Origin of the sequence: Pseudomonas yangonensis, assembly GCF_009932725.1 — a bacterium.
GTDB lineage: Bacteria > Pseudomonadota > Gammaproteobacteria > Pseudomonadales > Pseudomonadaceae > Aquipseudomonas > Aquipseudomonas yangonensis.
This window is the reverse complement of record NZ_BLJU01000019.1, coordinates 94815-111403: the sequence shown is the minus strand read 5'-3', so window position 1 is coordinate 111403 and position 16589 is coordinate 94815. Positions and strand designations below refer to the sequence as shown.

Annotated in this window: 12 protein-coding genes; 6 read left to right on the top strand and 6 right to left on the bottom strand. The window is 57.8% G+C overall.

All coding sequences use genetic code 11. The features are described from left to right. Window positions 1–65 precede the first annotated feature (65 nt). The 6 genes from GYB81_RS18730 (at window position 66) to GYB81_RS18705 (ending at window position 5775) form a co-directional block, all read left to right on the top strand. Entirely contained in the window at window positions 66–1007 is a 942-nt protein-coding gene (locus tag GYB81_RS18730; protein ID WP_161865068.1) for a ribose-phosphate pyrophosphokinase, read from the top strand. Between the two features lie 107 nt (window positions 1008–1114). After that, on the top strand, window positions 1115–1726 hold the full coding sequence (locus GYB81_RS18725; protein ID WP_161865067.1) for a 50S ribosomal protein L25/general stress protein Ctc: 612 nt from the start codon (window positions 1115–1117) through the stop codon (window positions 1724–1726). Between the two features lie 60 nt (window positions 1727–1786). Continuing rightward, on the top strand, window positions 1787–2377 hold the full coding sequence (gene pth, locus GYB81_RS18720) for an aminoacyl-tRNA hydrolase (RefSeq protein ID WP_161865066.1): 591 nt from the start codon (window positions 1787–1789) through the stop codon (window positions 2375–2377). Between the two features lie 215 nt (window positions 2378–2592). Beyond that, the gene (gene ychF / locus GYB81_RS18715; RefSeq protein ID WP_090426958.1) at window positions 2593–3693 is read left to right on the top strand and encodes a redox-regulated ATPase YchF; all 1101 of its coding nucleotides are present in this window, start codon (window positions 2593–2595) and stop codon (window positions 3691–3693) included. 221 nt (window positions 3694–3914) lie between these two features. Then, window positions 3915–5108 (top strand): tyrosine-type recombinase/integrase, encoded by a 1194-nt coding sequence (locus GYB81_RS18710; protein WP_033962716.1) that lies wholly within the window; start codon window positions 3915–3917, stop codon window positions 5106–5108. Then, entirely contained in the window at window positions 5089–5775 is a 687-nt protein-coding gene (locus GYB81_RS18705) for a hypothetical protein (RefSeq protein ID WP_023109358.1), read from the top strand. The genes GYB81_RS18710 and GYB81_RS18705 overlap by 20 nt, the downstream gene beginning before the upstream one ends. A gap of 39 nt (window positions 5776–5814) precedes the next feature. Here GYB81_RS18705 and GYB81_RS18700 read toward each other — a convergent pair whose 3' ends face one another. The 6 genes from GYB81_RS18700 to GYB81_RS18675 are packed head-to-tail and all read right to left on the bottom strand — an operon-like array spanning window position 5815 to window position 16537. Further along, entirely contained in the window at window positions 5815–7437 is a 1623-nt protein-coding gene (locus GYB81_RS18700) for a type I restriction-modification system subunit M (protein WP_023109359.1), read from the bottom strand. Then, window positions 7434–8549: an AAA family ATPase gene (locus GYB81_RS18695; protein WP_046720600.1), complete on the bottom strand. Its 1116-nt coding sequence runs from the start codon at window positions 8547–8549 to the stop codon at window positions 7434–7436. The genes GYB81_RS18700 and GYB81_RS18695 overlap by 4 nt, the downstream gene beginning before the upstream one ends. Then, window positions 8546–9778 (bottom strand): restriction endonuclease subunit S, encoded by a 1233-nt coding sequence (locus GYB81_RS18690; protein ID WP_047362881.1) that lies wholly within the window; start codon window positions 9776–9778, stop codon window positions 8546–8548. The genes GYB81_RS18695 and GYB81_RS18690 overlap by 4 nt, the downstream gene beginning before the upstream one ends. Continuing rightward, a complete protein-coding gene (locus GYB81_RS18685; protein WP_043743047.1) occupies window positions 9775–10938 on the bottom strand; it encodes an RNA/DNA-binding domain-containing protein in 1164 nt (387 codons plus the stop codon). The genes GYB81_RS18690 and GYB81_RS18685 overlap by 4 nt, the downstream gene beginning before the upstream one ends. Continuing rightward, window positions 10920–13562 carry a TrlF family AAA-like ATPase gene (locus tag GYB81_RS18680; protein WP_023109363.1) on the bottom strand — a complete coding sequence of 881 codons (2643 nt, stop codon included), beginning with the start codon at window positions 13560–13562 and terminating at the stop codon, window positions 10920–10922. The genes GYB81_RS18685 and GYB81_RS18680 overlap by 19 nt, the downstream gene beginning before the upstream one ends. Then, complete coding sequence (locus GYB81_RS18675) at window positions 13559–16537, bottom strand: type I restriction endonuclease subunit R (protein ID WP_046720602.1); 2979 nt, start codon at window positions 16535–16537, stop codon at window positions 13559–13561. The genes GYB81_RS18680 and GYB81_RS18675 overlap by 4 nt, the downstream gene beginning before the upstream one ends. Window positions 16538–16589 lie beyond the last annotated feature (52 nt).

Below are 16589 nucleotides of genomic sequence, written 5' to 3'. Positions count from 1 at the left end.
AATCCAGCCGCCCCTGCCATTTTCCATACCCATCCAGGTATACCCTCAGCCGGCAGGTACTGCGCGTGTCCAAGATGATGGTCTTCACGGGGAACGCAAACCCCGATCTGGCGCGACGGATCGTTCGTCAGCTGCACATTCCCCTCGGCGATGCTTCGGTCGGACGTTTCTCCGACGGCGAAGTCATGATCGAAATCAACGAGAACGTCCGCGGCAAGGACGTCTTCCTGATCCAGCCGACCTGTGCGCCCACCAACGACAACCTGATGGAACTGGTCGTGATGGCCGACGCCTTCCGCCGTTCCTCGGCCACCCGCATCACTGCGGTCATCCCCTACTTCGGTTACGCCCGCCAGGATCGCCGTCCGCGCTCCGCTCGCGTGGCGATCAGCGCCAAAGTGGTTGCCGACATGCTCACCGTGGTCGGTATCGACCGCGTGCTGACCGTCGACCTGCACGCTGACCAGATCCAGGGTTTCTTCGACATTCCGGTGGACAACATCTACGGCTCCCCGGTCCTGGTCGACGACATCGAAGACCAGCGCTTCGACAACCTGATGATCGTCTCCCCCGATATCGGCGGCGTCGTTCGTGCCCGCGCCGTGGCCAAGAGCCTGGGCGTCGACCTGGCGATCATCGACAAGCGTCGCGAGAAGGCCAACCAGTCCGAAGTGATGCACATCATCGGTGACGTAGACGGCCGTACCTGCATCCTGGTCGACGACATGGTCGACACCGCCGGTACCCTGTGCCACGCCGCCAAGGCGCTGAAAGAGCGCGGTGCCGCCAAGGTCTACGCCTACTGCACCCACCCGGTGCTGTCCGGCCGCGCCATCGAGAACATCGAGAATTCCGTCCTGGACGAGCTGGTGGTCACCAACACCATCCCGCTGTCCGCTGCGGCGCAGTCCTGCTCGCGCATTCGCCAGCTCGACATCGCCCCGGTCGTCGCCGAAGCGGTCCGCCGCATCAGCAACGAAGAATCGATCAGCGCCATGTTCCGCTAAGCGGAACAGGCCAGATCACACTGCCCCGCCTCGTGCGGGGCTTTTTGCCCTACCGCCCGAGGCTGGTCGCAAGCCATAAGGCGGTTTGGTTATTTTGGAGAAATGAAATGACTGAGTTTGCCCTGAATGCCGAAGTGCGTTCCGACCTGGGGAAAGGTGCGAGCCGCCGCCTGCGTCGTAACGTGTCCATGGTGCCTGCCGTGATCTACGGTGGCGACAAAGAGCCCGTATCCATCAGCCTGCTGGCCAAAGACCTGGCCAAGCTGCTGGAAAACGAAGCCGCCTTCAGCCACGTTCTGAGCCTGGACGTTGCCGGCACCAAAGAAAACGTTCTGATCAAAGCCCTGCAGCGCCACCCGGCCAAAGGCTTCGTTCTGCACGCTGACTTCCAGCGCGTCGTTGCCGGCCAGAAACTGACCGCCCACGTACCGCTGCACTTCATCAACGAAGCTACCGCCGTTGGCGTCAAGCAAGGCGGCGGCGAAGTCCTGCACGCCCTGAACGAAGTCGAAGTTTCCTGCCTGCCGAAAGACCTGCCGGAATTCATCGAAGTCGACATGGCCAAGGTCGCTGTTGACCAGACCGTTCACCTGTCCGACATCAAGCTGCCGAAAGGCGTTGAGCTGGTTGCTCTGGCCCACGGCAGCGACCTGCCGGTAGCCAGCATCCACCTGCCGCGCGTTCGTGAAGAAGCTGCCGGCGAAGGCGCTGCCGAGTAATCGTCAGTAGCAGGCCCGGCATGCGATCACGCCGGGCCATGTTCTCGAAAGGGCTCCTGTATGACTGCCGTACAACTGATCGTTGGCCTGGGTAACCCCGGCCCCGAATACGACCAGACCCGGCACAATGCAGGGGCCCTTTTCGTTGAGCGCGTGGCCGAGAGCCAGCGCGTCAACCTCTCCGTAGATCGCAAGTATTTCGGCCTGGTGGGCAAGTTCAACCACCAGGGGCGCGAAGTTCGTCTGCTCATCCCCACCACCTACATGAACCGCAGCGGCCAGTCCGTGGCGGCCCTGGCCAATTTCTTCAAGCTCAAGCCCGAAGAGATACTGGTGGCCCACGACGAACTCGACATGCCACCCGGCGTCGCCAAGCTCAAACAGGGCGGCGGCCACGGCGGGCACAACGGCCTGCGCGACATCATCGCCCAGCTCGGCAACCAGAATAACTTCCATCGCCTGCGGCTCGGCATCGGCCACCCGGGACACGCCAGCCTGGTTTCCGGCTACGTGCTCGGACGCGCCCCACGCAGCGAACAGGAACTGCTCGACCAGAGCATCGACTTCGCCTTGGACGTCCTGCCGGAAATACTCGCCGGCGACTGGACCGTGGCCATGCGCAAACTGCATAGCCAGAAGGCCACCAAGTAACCTAATGCGGTTCACATAAGAAATGGTCGAGCGCGATCAGCCCCCTCGCCCCTCTGGGGAGAGGGTTAGGGAGAGGGGAAAACTGGCAGTTTTGCGGTGCTGTCATCCCTCTCCCCCAGCCCCTCTCCCATAAATGGGAGAGGGGAGCCAAACGCACGCAACCATAAGTGAACAGCATTACACCAAGTAACCACCTATCCCCCGAGGGACACATCATGGGATTCAACTGCGGCATCGTCGGCCTGCCCAACGTCGGCAAGTCCACCCTGTTCAACGCCCTCACCAAATCCGGCATCGCCGCAGAAAACTTCCCCTTCTGCACCATCGAGCCGAACAGCGGCATCGTGCCCATGCCCGACCCGCGCCTGGATGCCCTGGCCGAAATCGTCAAGCCCGAGAAGGTCATCCCCACCACCATGGAATTCGTCGATATCGCCGGCCTGGTGGCGGGCGCATCGAAAGGTGAAGGCCTGGGCAACAAGTTCCTCGCCAACATCCGCGAGACCGACGCCATCGCCCACGTGGTGCGCTGCTTCGAAGACGAGAACGTCATCCACGTCGCCAACAGCGTCGACCCCAAGCGTGATATCGAGATCATCGACCTCGAACTGATCATGGCCGACCTCGACAGCTGCGAGAAGCAACTGCAGCGCGTTGCCCGTACCGCCAAGGGTGGCGACAAGGAATCCGTAGCGCAGAAAGCCCTGCTGGAAAAACTCATCCCCCACCTCACCGAAGGCAAGCCGGCACGCAGCCTGCTCAAGGACCTGGGTGACGACGAGAAGCGCCTGGCCAGGACCTTCCACCTGCTCACCACCAAGCCGGTGATGTACATCGCCAACGTCGCCGAAGACGGCTTCGAGAACAACCCGCACCTCGACGTGGTGAACGCCATCGCCAAGGAAGAAGGCGCCATCGTCGTGCCGGTGTGCAACAAGATCGAAGCCGAGATCGCCGAACTGGACGATCTGGAAGAAATGCAGATGTTCCTCGAAACCATGGGCATGGAAGAGCCGGGCCTGAACCGCGTGATCCGCGCCGGCTACTCGCTGCTCAACCTGCAGACCTACTTCACCGCTGGCGTGAAGGAAGTACGTGCCTGGACCGTCCGCGTCGGCGCCACCGCCCCGCAGGCTGCCGCCGTGATCCACACCGACTTCGAGAAAGGCTTTATCCGCGCCGAAGTGGTCGCCTACGACGACTTCATCGCCTACAAGGGCGAAGCTGGCGCCAAGGAAGCCGGCAAATGGCGCCTGGAAGGCAAGGACTACATCGTCAAGGACGGCGACGTGATGCACTTCCGCTTTAACGTTTGACCCTAGAGAGCCATTTCTCAGCATTTCACAAGATTGCTTAGAACCCAGAAAGAAGCGCTAGAACCCCGGAAATTCCGGGGTTTTTCGTTTCTATGGATTGCATGAGATTGCCCGACCTTGCTCGCGTAAAGTGACTACGCTGGTGTATACGGAGATTGGACGAGGCGACAGATGGTGTATATGATCCTTCTGTCGTTCCTCATTGCCGATCTCGTGACACCGTGCTGACAGATGCCCACTGCCGTGCTGCCAAACCGAAGGAGCAGCTCTACCGCCTGAATGACCTTCGCGGCCTTTACCTCGAAGTGAAGCCCAATGGGGTGAAGGCTTGGCGCTACCGCTTCAAGCTGGGCGGTAAGGGGTCGTGGTTTGCGCTGGGCGACTACCCCACCGTCAGCCTTGCCGAAGCGCGGGACAAGTGCGAGGAAGCGCGGAAGCTGGTCAAGCAAGGCATCAACCCCGTCCAGCATCGGCAGCTTGAGCGCCTCAAGCGCGAACAGGATTCCGCCAATACCTTTGAGACCGTTGCCAAAGAGTGGCTGGCTCTGCGGGACTGGGAAGACATCACCAAGAAACGCCGCCTGGACATGCTGGAGCGGGTGGTCTTCCCCAGCATCGGCAAGCTCCCGGTGCGCGACATCACCTCGGCGCACGTTCTCGACATCCTCACCAAGACCGTGAAGCGCGGTGCGCCGACCGTTGCCGCCGAAGCCAAACGCACCATGTCCGGCATCTTCGAATTGGCGGTCGCCACCTTGCGGGCAGACAACGATCCTGTCTGGCCCGTCCGCAAGGCGCTGCCCGCCAACAAGACGCAGCACAAGACGGCGCTGACCACCGCGCAGATCGGCAAGCTGCTCAACGACTTCGACAACCACCGCTGCGGCTATCAGGTCAATTTCTGCATCCAGTTGATGTGGTGGACACTGGCACGCCCGAGCGAGACAGCAGAGGCGGAATGGGCTGAATTTGATCTCGATGCGGCGCTTTGGACGATCCCAGCCCGGCGCATGAAAGCCCGCCGCGAGCATGTTGTGCCGCTGCCGTCGCAAGCCGTAGACATGCTGCGCCGCCTGCACGCCATCAGCGGCGACCGGACGCACCTCTTTCCCGGCAGGGATGACCGCAACAGGCCGATGTCGGTGCATTCGATCCGGCAGGCGCTCAAGGTGCTGGGCTGGAGCGGCACCTACAGCCCACACGGCACCAGAACCACAGGCAGCACCCGTCTGAACGAGATGGGCTACCGCGCCGACGCCATCGAAGCGCAGCTTGCCCATTCAGAACCAAACTCGGTACGCCGTACCTATAACCATGCCACCTACCTCGAAGAGCGGCGGGACATGATGCAGGCATGGGCAGACAAGCTCGAAATCTGGAAGCGGGAGAGCACAGGTGAAGTCAGTAGAACATAGTGAGTACCTGCCCGACACGGAGGCAGGACGCTCACTATTCAGGGAGCGCCTGATTGCAAAAATTCAGCAACATCGCGATTTCAAGGCGCTGCCACACGAAATTCAGTCGAACTTCTTTGAGAAGTTAGCTGAACTCACCCTCTTCGGCACCAACAACTGTTCGGTGGAGACACACAGCCCAAGGACACGCAAGCTTGAAAAATTGGCCGACAGTTATCGCCGGGTTGCCAATAGCATTGCGCTGCTTTCGGAAATAGATGAGCTGCTGCTCGATGATGCCTTTCAACACAGCATGCCTTTGCAACAGCAAAAGAAACTGATGCGACAGCTGGCTGCCCAAGTTGATGAGCTGATAGGCGGGATGCGGCAGACGTCTACCAGCACATCTGAGCGGCTTTTGCTAGGTCTGCAGGGTGCGAGCTTGCTGAATCAACTGGGCAAGTTGGGAGTTGCCTGCAAAATCAATAATGACTTTCAGACAATCACCAAAGATGCTGCAGAGCAGCGCGACGCAAGCAAGCAAACACAGCGCTTGATGCCAGATTTGTCGCAGAGCATGACACTTGCCATGCTCTGCGCCATGCTCATTCTCTTCAACAACGGGCAGCTCGTTGAATGGAGCTACTGCCGCAGACTGTTGCTGGAAGGGAAAAGGGTTTCCAGGTAAGCGGCAGACTGAACCAATCTTCCAGCATCAGTATTTGGCTCAAGGCAACAGTGGCAACCCCAACTCAGCCAGATACTGATTGTGGCGCGCCTTGGCATCTGCAATCTTCTTCTCGGTGGCAACCAGGTCGGCATGAACCGCTGCCAGGTCGATCTCTTCCTCAGTTTGCGCGGTGCTCACATAGCGCGAGATGTTCAGGTTGTAATCGTTCTTCTCGATTTCTTCCATGCTCACCCGGCGCGAGTAACGCGGCGCTTCCTTGCGGTAGCGGTAGGTGTCGATAATTTGGTCAATGTGCTCCGGCAAGAGCTGGTTCTGGCGTTTGCCCTTCTCATAATGCTCGGCGGCATTGATGAACAGCACGTCGTCCGGCTTCTTGCACTTTTTCAGCACCAGGATGCACACCGGTATGCCAGTGGAGAAGAACAGGTTGGCTGGTAGGCCGATCACGGTGTCGATGTGCCCATCCTTGAGCAGTTTGGTGCGAATGCGCGCCTCGGCCCCACCCCGGAACAGCACACCGTGGGGCAGGATGATCGCCATCACACCGTCTTGCTTGAGGAAATGGAAGCCATGTAGCAGGAAGGCAAAGTCAGCGGCGGACTTCGGTGCCAGGCCGTAATTCTTGAAGCGCACGTCTTCGCCCAGCGCCTCGCTTGGCTCCCAGCGGTAGCTGAACGGCGGGTTGGCCACCACCGCGTCGAACTTCGGCATTTTGGCCGGATTGGTCTCGCGCAACATATCCCACTCGTTGAGCAGGGTATCGCCATGGAAAATCTCGAACTCCGAGTCCTTCACCCCGTGCAGCAGCATGTTCATGCGAGCTAGGTTGTAGGTGGTGATGTTCTTTTCCTGGCCGTAAATCTTACCAATGCCGTGCGGCCCCATCAGGCGGCGCACGTTGAGCAGCAAGGAGCCCGAGCCGCAGGCAAAGTCGAAAACGCTATCCAGATGCGAGCGCTTGCCGGTGGCTGGCTCCTGGCTGTCCAGCGTGACGATGGCCGACAGGATGTCTGAAATGCGCTGCGGCGTGTAGAACTCGCCGGCCTTTTTGCCCGAGCCTGCCGCAAACTGGCCGATCAGGTACTCGTAGGCATCACCCAGCGTGTCACTGTCAGTAGAGAACTGCCCCAGCCCCTTGGCGATCTCGGCGATGATCTTGCACAGGCGGGCATTGCGCTCGATGTAGGTCTTGCCCAGCTTGTCCGACGCCAGATTGATCTCTGAGAACAAGCCACGGAAGGTGCTGGCGAAGGACTCTTCCTCGATGTACTTGAAGCCTTTCTGCAAGGTATGCAGCAGCTCGGCATCCTGCGTGCGCGCCATCTCGGCGATGTTGCCCCACAGGTATTGGGGTTCGATAACGTAATGCACCTTGCGGCGCATCTGCTTCTCGAATTCGGGTACGTCGTCCAGATTTTCCTCGTACCACGCTTGAAGTGGCGTATTCACGCCGGTCTGCCTCAACACATCGGAAGGAAGCTCTGGATAGTCCGCCCCCAGCTCCTTTTGCGCGGCGGCCTCGTAGTTGTCCGACAGATAGCGCAGGAAGAGAAAAGCCAGCATATAGTCGCGGAAGTCGTCCGCATTCATCGCGCCACGCAGCTGGTCGGCGATGGCCCAGAGGGTCTTGCCCAGTTTTTGTTTTTCGAACTCAGTCATGGGGTACCTGCTGTTGCAACCTCAGAAACTTGAGGGAACAAATCGGGATTGAAGGGGTAGCGATTCAGGAAATCGTTCAGAATCTTCTTGAAGTAAGCCTTGTTCTCATCGAGCATCTGCTGCGGCTCATACAGCGAGTAGTTGCCGTGGCTGAGGATGTTGATCAAACGGGCGTGCAAAACGCCGTCCGGATCATCATCGTCTTGCTTGATGCAGGCCGAGAAGTACTTGTGCCCGTGGAAGCTGGCCGTCTTTTCCAGAATCGTGCGCAGCATGTTGAAGTGGTGCGTGAACAAACGGTCTTCCTGCACGGCCTGATAGAGTTCCGCCAAGGCCGCAACGTGGTGGAAGAAGGGCGTATCGCCCTCTTCGGGCCGCAGCAGATAGCCGCCGTTAGCCGGGTGCTTGTTAATCACATAGCGGCGCGCCTTGCCCAGCTCGTTACAGAGCACATTGAAAAACAAGGTGTGGTGCGTGGAGAGCACTGTCCTGAGCCGATTGTCCTGCCGCTTGAGCAACTGCGCCAAGTGATTGGCGACGGCGATGGCGTTGTGTTCATCCAGCGACGAGATCGGATCGTCGATATACAGGTACTTCACCCATTGGTACGCCTCGATATCGGCGTCCATCGCCAGTTCCACCACCGCCAGGAAAAAACACCAGATGAAGATGTTTTCCTCGCCGCGTGACACCTTGATGTTGTCAACGGTCTGGCCATCCGCCAAGCGCGAAAAGCGCACCGCCCACTCTGGGCCCTCGGTGTCGATCCGGAAGTCGAAATCCGCGTAACGCCGCAGCAATGGGCGAATGCGGTTATCCATCTCCAGATCGAACAGCCCCTGAAAGAATCGCGAATCCCTGTTGAGCAGCAAGCGCCTGTCCGCATCGCCTGCCAGATCGTTGTTCCAGTGAAACAGGTCTTCAGTGAAGGCGTTGAAATACAGGGTATCGCGGGCCTCGGCCTGTTTGCCCATGTCCTTGAAGGCCATGGACAGCCGCGTCTTGCCCGTGCCGTTGTAGGCATAGAGCAGGATGGTCTTCTTGTTCTCCAGCTCGCTGCGCAGATGAGCGGCCAGCGCGGGCAGGTCGGTGAATGGCTGGCCCGGCCTCATGCAGGCACCTCATCGAGCACCGGGAACAACTGCTGTATCAGGCCCTTCTTGTGGATCTTGATGGCGTCGATTTTCTGGCTTTGGGCGGTAATGAGGTCGTCGAGGGAGGATAGACAATCGGAAACGGCCTGTTGCTCATCATCATCTTGTGGAACAGGCACTGGGATCGTATCGAGCATCGCGCGGTTCAGTTTGGGCTGGGCCATACCCGTTAGATAATCCTCAAGGGAAATCGAATTCAGGTAATCCTCGACAATCTTCTGAACGCACTTACTATCAAATCTCAAGACATGTGCATGGTTATTAACCCATGTTTTCCCTGAGATGGAAAATGCAATCGGTGCCGTCCTTGCTCGCAAATTAGCCCCATCCTCTGAGATGCAAAGTAGGTCTTCGTCGAAGATAAAGTCGCGAATGTAATCAACTATCCCAGAGGCTCCGTAATAAGGGATATTTCCCTTGGTGCGATCTTTTTCGGTTACTGGGACCCGGCGATTATCCAAGTTCTCTGCTAGTTCTGCCAATGTCTTAGTCGCCCACTCCCCCGCCTCCCGAAACTCCGGAAACCGCAGCCGTGGCACGGCTTCGCCTTCGCGGGGGAAAAGCTGCTGCATCAGGCCCTTTTTGTGGGTCTTGAGGGTGTCGAGCTTTTGGGTTTCCGCCGCGATCAGATCATCCAGCGAAGACAGGCAGTCAGCGATTTTTTGTTGTTCTGCATGGCTTGGCACTGGAATTGCCACGCCATAAAAAGCCTCCTTACTGATATTGAGCAGTCCATTGCTCCTTGCTCCGCTTGTAATGTGCTTTCTCAGCTGGATGCCATGCACATTCCGTTCAAAGCATTGACGATAAAAGCCATTCTCGTATCCATTTTTCAAGCGAAAGCAGATAAAAACATTAGGTGCTGCAACTTCACCCCAACCTTGAAGATCGTATACGCAACCTTGTGGGAACTTGAGAGAGTTCCCCTTGTTATAAACAAAGTCACCATCACGCACTACGGTGTATAGCTTGTATTGGCTCCCGGAAATATCCCGTCCAAATTTCTCTGCCTGTGGTACAAAACCAATTCCGGCAGAGATACTCACCGGCGTGAGTTTTCGCTCGCCCACCCGTTCTTCAACCGGTTCAGATACTTCGCCCAATGTAGGACTTTGCCACTCGGCTGTATTCTTGAACTCAGGAAACCGTAACCGAGGCACCAAGGGCTGTTTTTTATTGCCACTCATGCCGCTTGCTCCTGCGGCCGTTTCACGATGGCCTTGAACAGATTCCCCGCCCGGTCGTCGATGAGTTCAATCTGCGGCCAGGCCCGCAAGGCGCGCAGCAGGCCGCTGCCCAGTCCGCGATAGGGCAGCAGCTTGGCGGCAAAGGACGCCAGGATTGGGTTGCGCATATTGGAGTTGCCTGCCTTGATGTTTTCGATGGTCAGGTTATTGGGCAGATGACCGGGACTGATGATCTCGACCCGATCGGCAAACACCAGCACGCGCACCGGCGCGCTGATGAAGTAGTCGCGGTGGATGAGCGCGTTGGCGACCAGCTCTTCCCAGACGATGCGCGGAATCTCCGATTGGCCTTGGGAGTTGAAGCCCTGTTCACCCTGAGTGGCACGGGTGTTAGCGACGATGAAGCCGAGCGTCTGCTGGAATACATCGGCCAGCTTACCGGTGATGTCGCGGCTGTCGATGTAGCGCTGGTCTTCGATCTCATTGCCGACAAAAGCCACCGCCTTGACGATGAAGGCAGGCAGTGCGTACTGCGGCGCTTTGGCAAACAGCAGACTGCCCGCCACATTGAGCTGCCCGTGGTTCATCAGGTTCATGTTGGTCAAGAGCTGCGGCAGCGGTTGCTTGTGCTGGGCGAGCGGCTCGCCAAATTGCTGTTCGAAAAAGGTTGCGAAATAGGGCAGGTCCACATCGCCCGCGCTCAAGCCCGCCACGGGCGTTTCATCCGCATGTACCAGACCCGCCTGTTGGAACAGGCGCTGGATTTCTTCACGCGAGGTGGCTCGGCGCTTGTCCGAGCCGTTCTTTACCCAGATGGCGCCGTTCTTGTCCATGTAGGGTTTGCTGACGCCTTCCACAACGGTGACCACCATTACGGTGCCGTTGGGGTGCGGCACATTTTCGGTGAGCGGGTTCACCGCAGGCCGCACGTTTTGTGAGGCACTGTTGGAGATGAGCTGGTTCAGGCGGTCAATGTCCGCGTGAGACAAGCCCAGCACCGTGCCGTCGTTTTGCACGCCAATGAAAATCTGCCCGCCAGCGGTGTTGGCGAAGGCCACGATCTCCGCCGCCAGCGCGTCGGCATTGGTGAAGTTCTCTTTGAACTGATGGCGGCTGTCTTCGCCACGGCTCAAGCAGTCGATCAGTTCTGTGGTTTCCATAGGTTGTAAACCTCTTTGCGTCGGTTGAAGGCTTCCTGGCCTCCTTCCATGATGTTGATGATGGCGTCCTGCACCGGACGAGCGTCGATGCTGCCGCTTTGTACGGTGACTTGCTCATCCTGATAGCGGCAGGCATGCACTTGCTCCGCATCACCCAGCACCGGAAAGTTGGCGTTGTGGGTAGCGAAGATGAATTGGGCGTGAGGCTTCATCTCGCGCAGCAGCTTGATCACGTCGTCGTAGATGGTCTGGTTGTCCAGATCGTCTTCCGGCTGGTCAATGATGATCACGTCGTTCTGGCGCTGGCTGAGCACATATAGCAGCAACGCGGAAGCACGCTGCCCGAGCGAGTGGTGCTTGAGTTCCTTGCCGCGATAGCGAATGACGAAACGGTTGGGCACCTGCCAGGTGACGAACTCCGTCAGGTTCTGCATAAAGGTCTTTTCGAACACCTCCGGCGTGCTGCCCGCTTTTTTCAAGGCGTTTGGCAAATCACGCAGCAGGCCGCCGAAATCGGCATAGTCCTCCATCACGGCGCGCAGGGTGGTTTCGCGGATGTTGCTGCCCTTGAAGAGCTGCTGCATGAAGCCGATGGCGGCTTCCTTGTCGCCTTTGAAGTCGGCTTCGATCTGCAAGGCGGTATGGCCAGCGTTCACCCGATCCAGTTCGGCCTTGATGGCGTTGAACTCGCGCAGCCACAGGCCGTTGAGCTTGTCGATCTCGGCAAACAGTGCGTCGCGGATACTGCTTTGCTGGCTTTCCTGCTTGGCGAGCGCCTCCAGCATTTGCTCCGCCTTGGTTTTACGCTGCTGTTGGGTCAGGAAGTCATCCGGCTGGATGGCCGTCATGCCGGTCTGCTTGAGTTCCTGAGCCAGCTGACGTTCGACCTGGGCAAACTCTTCCTGAAGACTCTGGCGCGCGGCATCGAACTCGCCTTGTTTGAATTGAAGCCGGGAGGTAACAGCGCGGGCCTCCTGCTCGATTTGCTTGAGCTGATCGACTTTGGCAACGAGATTGGCAAATTCGGCGTAATAAGCCGTGAAGAAATCGGGGTTCTGCTTGGAGACGTAGCTCGTGGCATTACGCAGATCGTCTTCGTGCTCGGCGATCAATTGCCCCAAGGCGAGCACGAAGCTGTCTGCCCGCTCCTTCATGCGTGCCAGTGCACTGGCATCCTGCTGGAAGCCAAGGCGCTTTTGCAGCTTATCGGCAACCCCGTACTCTTCAAATTTCTTCAGTCGGAAGTTGGCATCGGTGAGCTGGGACTGGTAATCACGCCTGAGTTCGGCAGTATTGCTGAGCTTGAGCCAGCGCTGCGCAGCATCACGCACATGCTGGCGTTGGGTTTCGATTTCGTCTCGCAGTGTGCGGAGCTTTTCGCCCACCAGCTTTTCCACTAGATCGGTCTCGAAACCTTCGCCGGTGCTGGAAAGGTCTTTCTGCCCGAAGTAGATCGGACGGCGCAGCACAGTTTCCCGGATCGATACACCGGGCTGCAATTTGCCGTCCAGATAGACGTTCGGCGCTTCGCGAAAAATGCGGGAGATGGTGAATACCTGTCCGTATACGTCACAGGCCGTCAGCGTCACCTTGCCGCCGCTGCCCAGAGTGTGGCGGATCAGTTCATCCTTGTACTTGGTGTCCTGCGCCTTCTCCCCGCGAGGAATATCGAGGGCGTAGCGCACTGCTTCCAGAATGGAAGACTTGCCGCTGCCCCGGATGCCGATCAACGTGTTCAGTTCAGGCGAGAAATGCAGCGTTTTCCCGTCAAGGATGCCCCCATCAAAGTGAATGCTGCGGATGTGCGATGCGAGATGCTTGGGCGGCTCCGTGGCGACCCGCGAAGCAGAATCGCTCAGAGCAAACTTGACCGCCTCAAAGGACAGTTCACCCAATTTGAGGTAACAGGCTTTGCCCTGACCAATCTCTTCGATGCATTTGGCGTCGCAGCCTTCCAGTTCGGCGGGGTACCAGCCACCTAGATGCTGCTGCGTTTTAGTCCGGCAGGGTTTGCTTTTCTCTTGCAGCTTGTTGTACGTGCGTACCTTTTGGAAGCCCAACGTGCGACGGCGGAAGAATTCGTTCTGGCCCAGTTCGGCAAGACGCCCCCCGTCCAATTCGGCCCACAGTCCGCTCGGTGCTTCGACATGGGCAAAGACAAGGAAAAAGTCGCGGTGATAGCTTTCCAGCTTCTTGATGGTTTCCAACAGTGACAGAGAGGAACGCCCGTTTTCCTGCTCGTACTGGGCAGGGATTTTTCCTTCAAACGCAACGCCCAGGAAGGGGTTGATATGGTCATGACCATCGGCCAACCAGTCGTCGGAAAAAACAACCAAGGTGTGGATGCCATTGGCCCCGTCATTGACCGACAGCTCGACGCCGGGCAACAGCGCAATATCCTTCTTCTGCGCTGTCTTGCGCAGCGCTTTGAACTCCTCAAAATCGAACTTGTTGTGATTGGTGATGACGCCCAGCTGGATACCTGCTTTCTCCAGCGCGTTCACATAATTGCTGTTGTAGAAGTTGTCATCGCCTGTGTACTTGAACTCACGATCTGCGCGGGTGTGCAGATGGAAGTCCGCACGAACCCACTGCGCCCCCTGTGTAAAGACGGTTCCCATCATCGCCCCTCCTCATAGGCAGCCAAACCAGCAATCTCTCGACCCTGGGCGAGCTTGTGCAGCAGTGGTGTCAGCTCTTCCATCAGGGCCAACTCTTTCTGCGTGCGGGCTTTCCAGCCAAGTTCCAGCGGGGCCATCAACTCGGAGAGGCGTTCGCCATCGAAAATGCGGCGGCGCAAAATGTCATCGACAAAGGCTTGCAGCGCTGATGCGTCCAGTGTGTGGCGGTTGGCGAGATCGGTGAGTTCCCGTGTTTTTTTCTCTGCCTTGAAGCGGTCGAATCCGCTGCGGATTTGCTTTTCATCCAATGCTTCGTTGACCGGTAAGCCCCGGATGTACTCGGCAATGTCCTCACGCTCGTCGATGAACTTGGCATCGGACTGGATCAGGCCGATGAGCTGCTCACGGTTCATGGTGAGCTTGCCGGGCTTCTGCTGGGTCAGCTTGGCGATGAGGCTCATGATGTAGTCGTAGTCGATCACGCTTGAGGCGAAGAGCACGAATTCGAAATCAAGCTGCTGCACTTCTGGCGGAGCCTGATCGCCTTCCTTGCTCTGTATTTCTTTCAGACGCTTGGCGGTTTCCAGGTAGGTACTGCGGAAACTCTGCAACTGGTCGGGCGGCAGGACGGTGTCAATGTGCGCTTTCTGCTCGGGTGCCAAATCAGTGTACTGATCGAGCTGGGTTTTCAACCGCTGCACTTCCTTGAAACGGTTGACAAACTCGATGCGGGCGGTATCGCCCTTGAGGTTGTATACCGCCTCGGGTTCGCACACGAGGTTTTTGTCGGCCATGAAGCGCGACATGCCCGCCACGGCAGCTTCGTACTTGCGGATGACTTCTGCTGCGGATTCCACCAGCCAGATTTCACGCGGGTTGTCGATCTTCTCGCCGGAAAACAGTGCTATCGCGTCTTCGACCGACTTTTGCTGCTGACGGAAGTCGAGGATGTTGCCATAGGGCTTGCTGTCGTTCAGCACGCGATTGGTGCGCGAAAACGCCTGGATCAAGCCGTGATGCTTGAGGTTCTTATCCACGTATAGGGTATTGAGGTACTTGGAGTCGAAACCGGTGAGCAGCATGTCCACCACGATGGTGATGTCGATCTTTTGCGCGGCGGGGAGATCGCTGTTGGGATACTGCTGATCCTTGATGCGCTTTTGCACATCCTGGTAGTACAGGTCGAACTCGCTGATGCGATGGTTGGTGCCAAAGCGCGCGTTGTAATCGGTCACGATGCGCGTGAGCGCCGCCTTCTTGCCTTCGGGGTCTTGCTGGTTATCTTCTTTCTCTTGCGGCAGGTCTTCCTGAATCTGTTGTACGTCCTTGTTGCCCTCGGCAGGTGGAGAGAATACGCAGGCAATGTTCAGCGGACGGAACTCAGGGTCTTGCTCGGTCTTTTGTTTTTGAATCTCCGCGAACACTTCGAAATACTCGATGGCATCGTTGATGCTGGCCGTTGCCAACACCGCGTTGAACTTGCGGCCATTGGTCGCTGCATCGTGCTTGGCGAGAATGGTTTCAATGACCTTGGGCTTGGCCACACCTTCACCAGGCTTGGGAGGATTCTTGCCTTCGGGCTTGAAGTAATCCACGTGAAAGCGCAGGACGTTGCGATCCTCGATGGCGTGGGTGATGGTGTATTGATGCAGGCAACGCTGGAAGAGGTCGTCGGTCGTGCGGTAACTGGCCTGCTGACCTTCGATCTGCTGGTAGCTGGCGTTCTTCTCGAAGATGGGTGTGCCGGTAAAGCCAAAAAGCTGGGCGTTGGGGAAGAACTCCTTGATGGCTTTGTGGTTGTCGCCAAATTGTGAGCGGTGGCATTCATCAAAGATAAACACCATGCGCTGGTTGCGTAATGGCTCTAGCCGCTCCTTGTAGTTGCGCTTGTTGGCCCCATCCAGAGCCAGGCCCAGCTTCTGAATGGTGGTGACGATGACTTTATCGGCGTAGTCATCCGACAGTAGGCGGCGCACCAGTGTCTCGGTGTTGGTGTTCTCTTCGACGCAGCCTTCCTGAAAACGGTTGAATTCCTCGCGAGTCTGGCGATCCAGGTCTTTGCGATCCACCACAAACAGACACTTGTCGATGTCCGGATTGTCTTTGAGCAGGGTGGACGCCTTGAACGAAGTCAGCGTCTTGCCTGAGCCGGTGGTGTGCCAGATGTAGCCGTTGCCGCAATTCTGGTGGATGCACTCCACGATGGCTTTGACGGCATAGATTTGGTATGGCCGCATCATCAGCAGTTTCTGCTCGCTGGCCACCAGCACCATGTAGCGGCTGATCATTTGCCCTAGAGTGCACTTGGCCAGGTACTTCTCGGCAAAACTATCGAGCAGCGTGATTTTCTTGTTGTCTTCGCTGGCAAACTGGTAAACCGGCAAGAAGCGCTCATCTGCGTTGAAGCTGAAGTGCCGTGCGTTGTTGTTGGCGAAATACCAAGTGTCAGTGCGGTTGCTGACGATGAAGAGCTGCAGGAAGCACAGCAGTGTCTTGCTATACCCATTGCCGGGGTCAGTCTTGTAATCAACGATCTGCTGCATGGCCCGGCGCGGGCTGACCGCCAAGGTCTTCAGCTCGATTTGCACCACCGGTACGCCGTTGATGAGCAGCATCACGTCGTAGCGGTGATGGCTGTTGTCAGTGTTCATGCGCAACTGGTTGACGACCTCAAAGTCGTTCTTGCACCAGTCCCGGATGTTCACCAAGGTGTAGTTCAGCGGCGTACCATCGTCGCGCTCGAAGCTGTTGATGTTGCGAAGCCGCTGGGCAGCGGCGTAGACATCGGGTGTGATAATGCCGTCGAGCAAGCGTTGAAACTCGCTGTCAGTCAGGTGCACGCGGTTCAGCGCCTCGAACTTGGCTCGGAAGTTGGCTTCGAGCGCGGCACGGTCGCGAATGTCGGGGCGATAGGTGTACTTGAGGTCGCCGAGCTTGGCGATCAGATCGAGTTCGATTTGTTGTTCTGTGGTCGTCATGAACCTTGCCTCAAAGACCCAAACGGTTTGCTACCGCCGTTGTTCTGGCGGG

Excerpts from the sequence above, each read along its gene's own strand:
- GYB81_RS18725 (WP_161865067.1), top strand. The coding sequence starts at position 1,115 with ATGACTGAGTTTGCCCTGAATGCCGAAGTGCGTTCCGACCTGGGGAAA.
- pth (WP_161865066.1), top strand. The coding sequence starts at position 1,787 with ATGACTGCCGTACAACTGATCGTTGGCCTGGGTAACCCCGGCCCCGAA.
- ychF (WP_090426958.1), top strand. The coding sequence starts at position 2,593 with ATGGGATTCAACTGCGGCATCGTCGGCCTGCCCAACGTCGGCAAGTCC.
- GYB81_RS18700 (WP_023109359.1), bottom strand. The coding sequence starts at position 7,437 with ATGACTGAGTTCGAAAAACAAAAACTGGGCAAGACCCTCTGGGCCATC.
- GYB81_RS18695 (WP_046720600.1), bottom strand. The coding sequence starts at position 8,549 with ATGAGGCCGGGCCAGCCATTCACCGACCTGCCCGCGCTGGCCGCTCAT.
- GYB81_RS18690 (WP_047362881.1), bottom strand. The coding sequence starts at position 9,778 with ATGAGTGGCAATAAAAAACAGCCCTTGGTGCCTCGGTTACGGTTTCCT.
- GYB81_RS18685 (WP_043743047.1), bottom strand. The coding sequence starts at position 10,938 with ATGGAAACCACAGAACTGATCGACTGCTTGAGCCGTGGCGAAGACAGC.
- GYB81_RS18680 (WP_023109363.1), bottom strand. The coding sequence starts at position 13,562 with ATGATGGGAACCGTCTTTACACAGGGGGCGCAGTGGGTTCGTGCGGAC.
- GYB81_RS18675 (WP_046720602.1), bottom strand. The coding sequence starts at position 16,537 with ATGACGACCACAGAACAACAAATCGAACTCGATCTGATCGCCAAGCTC.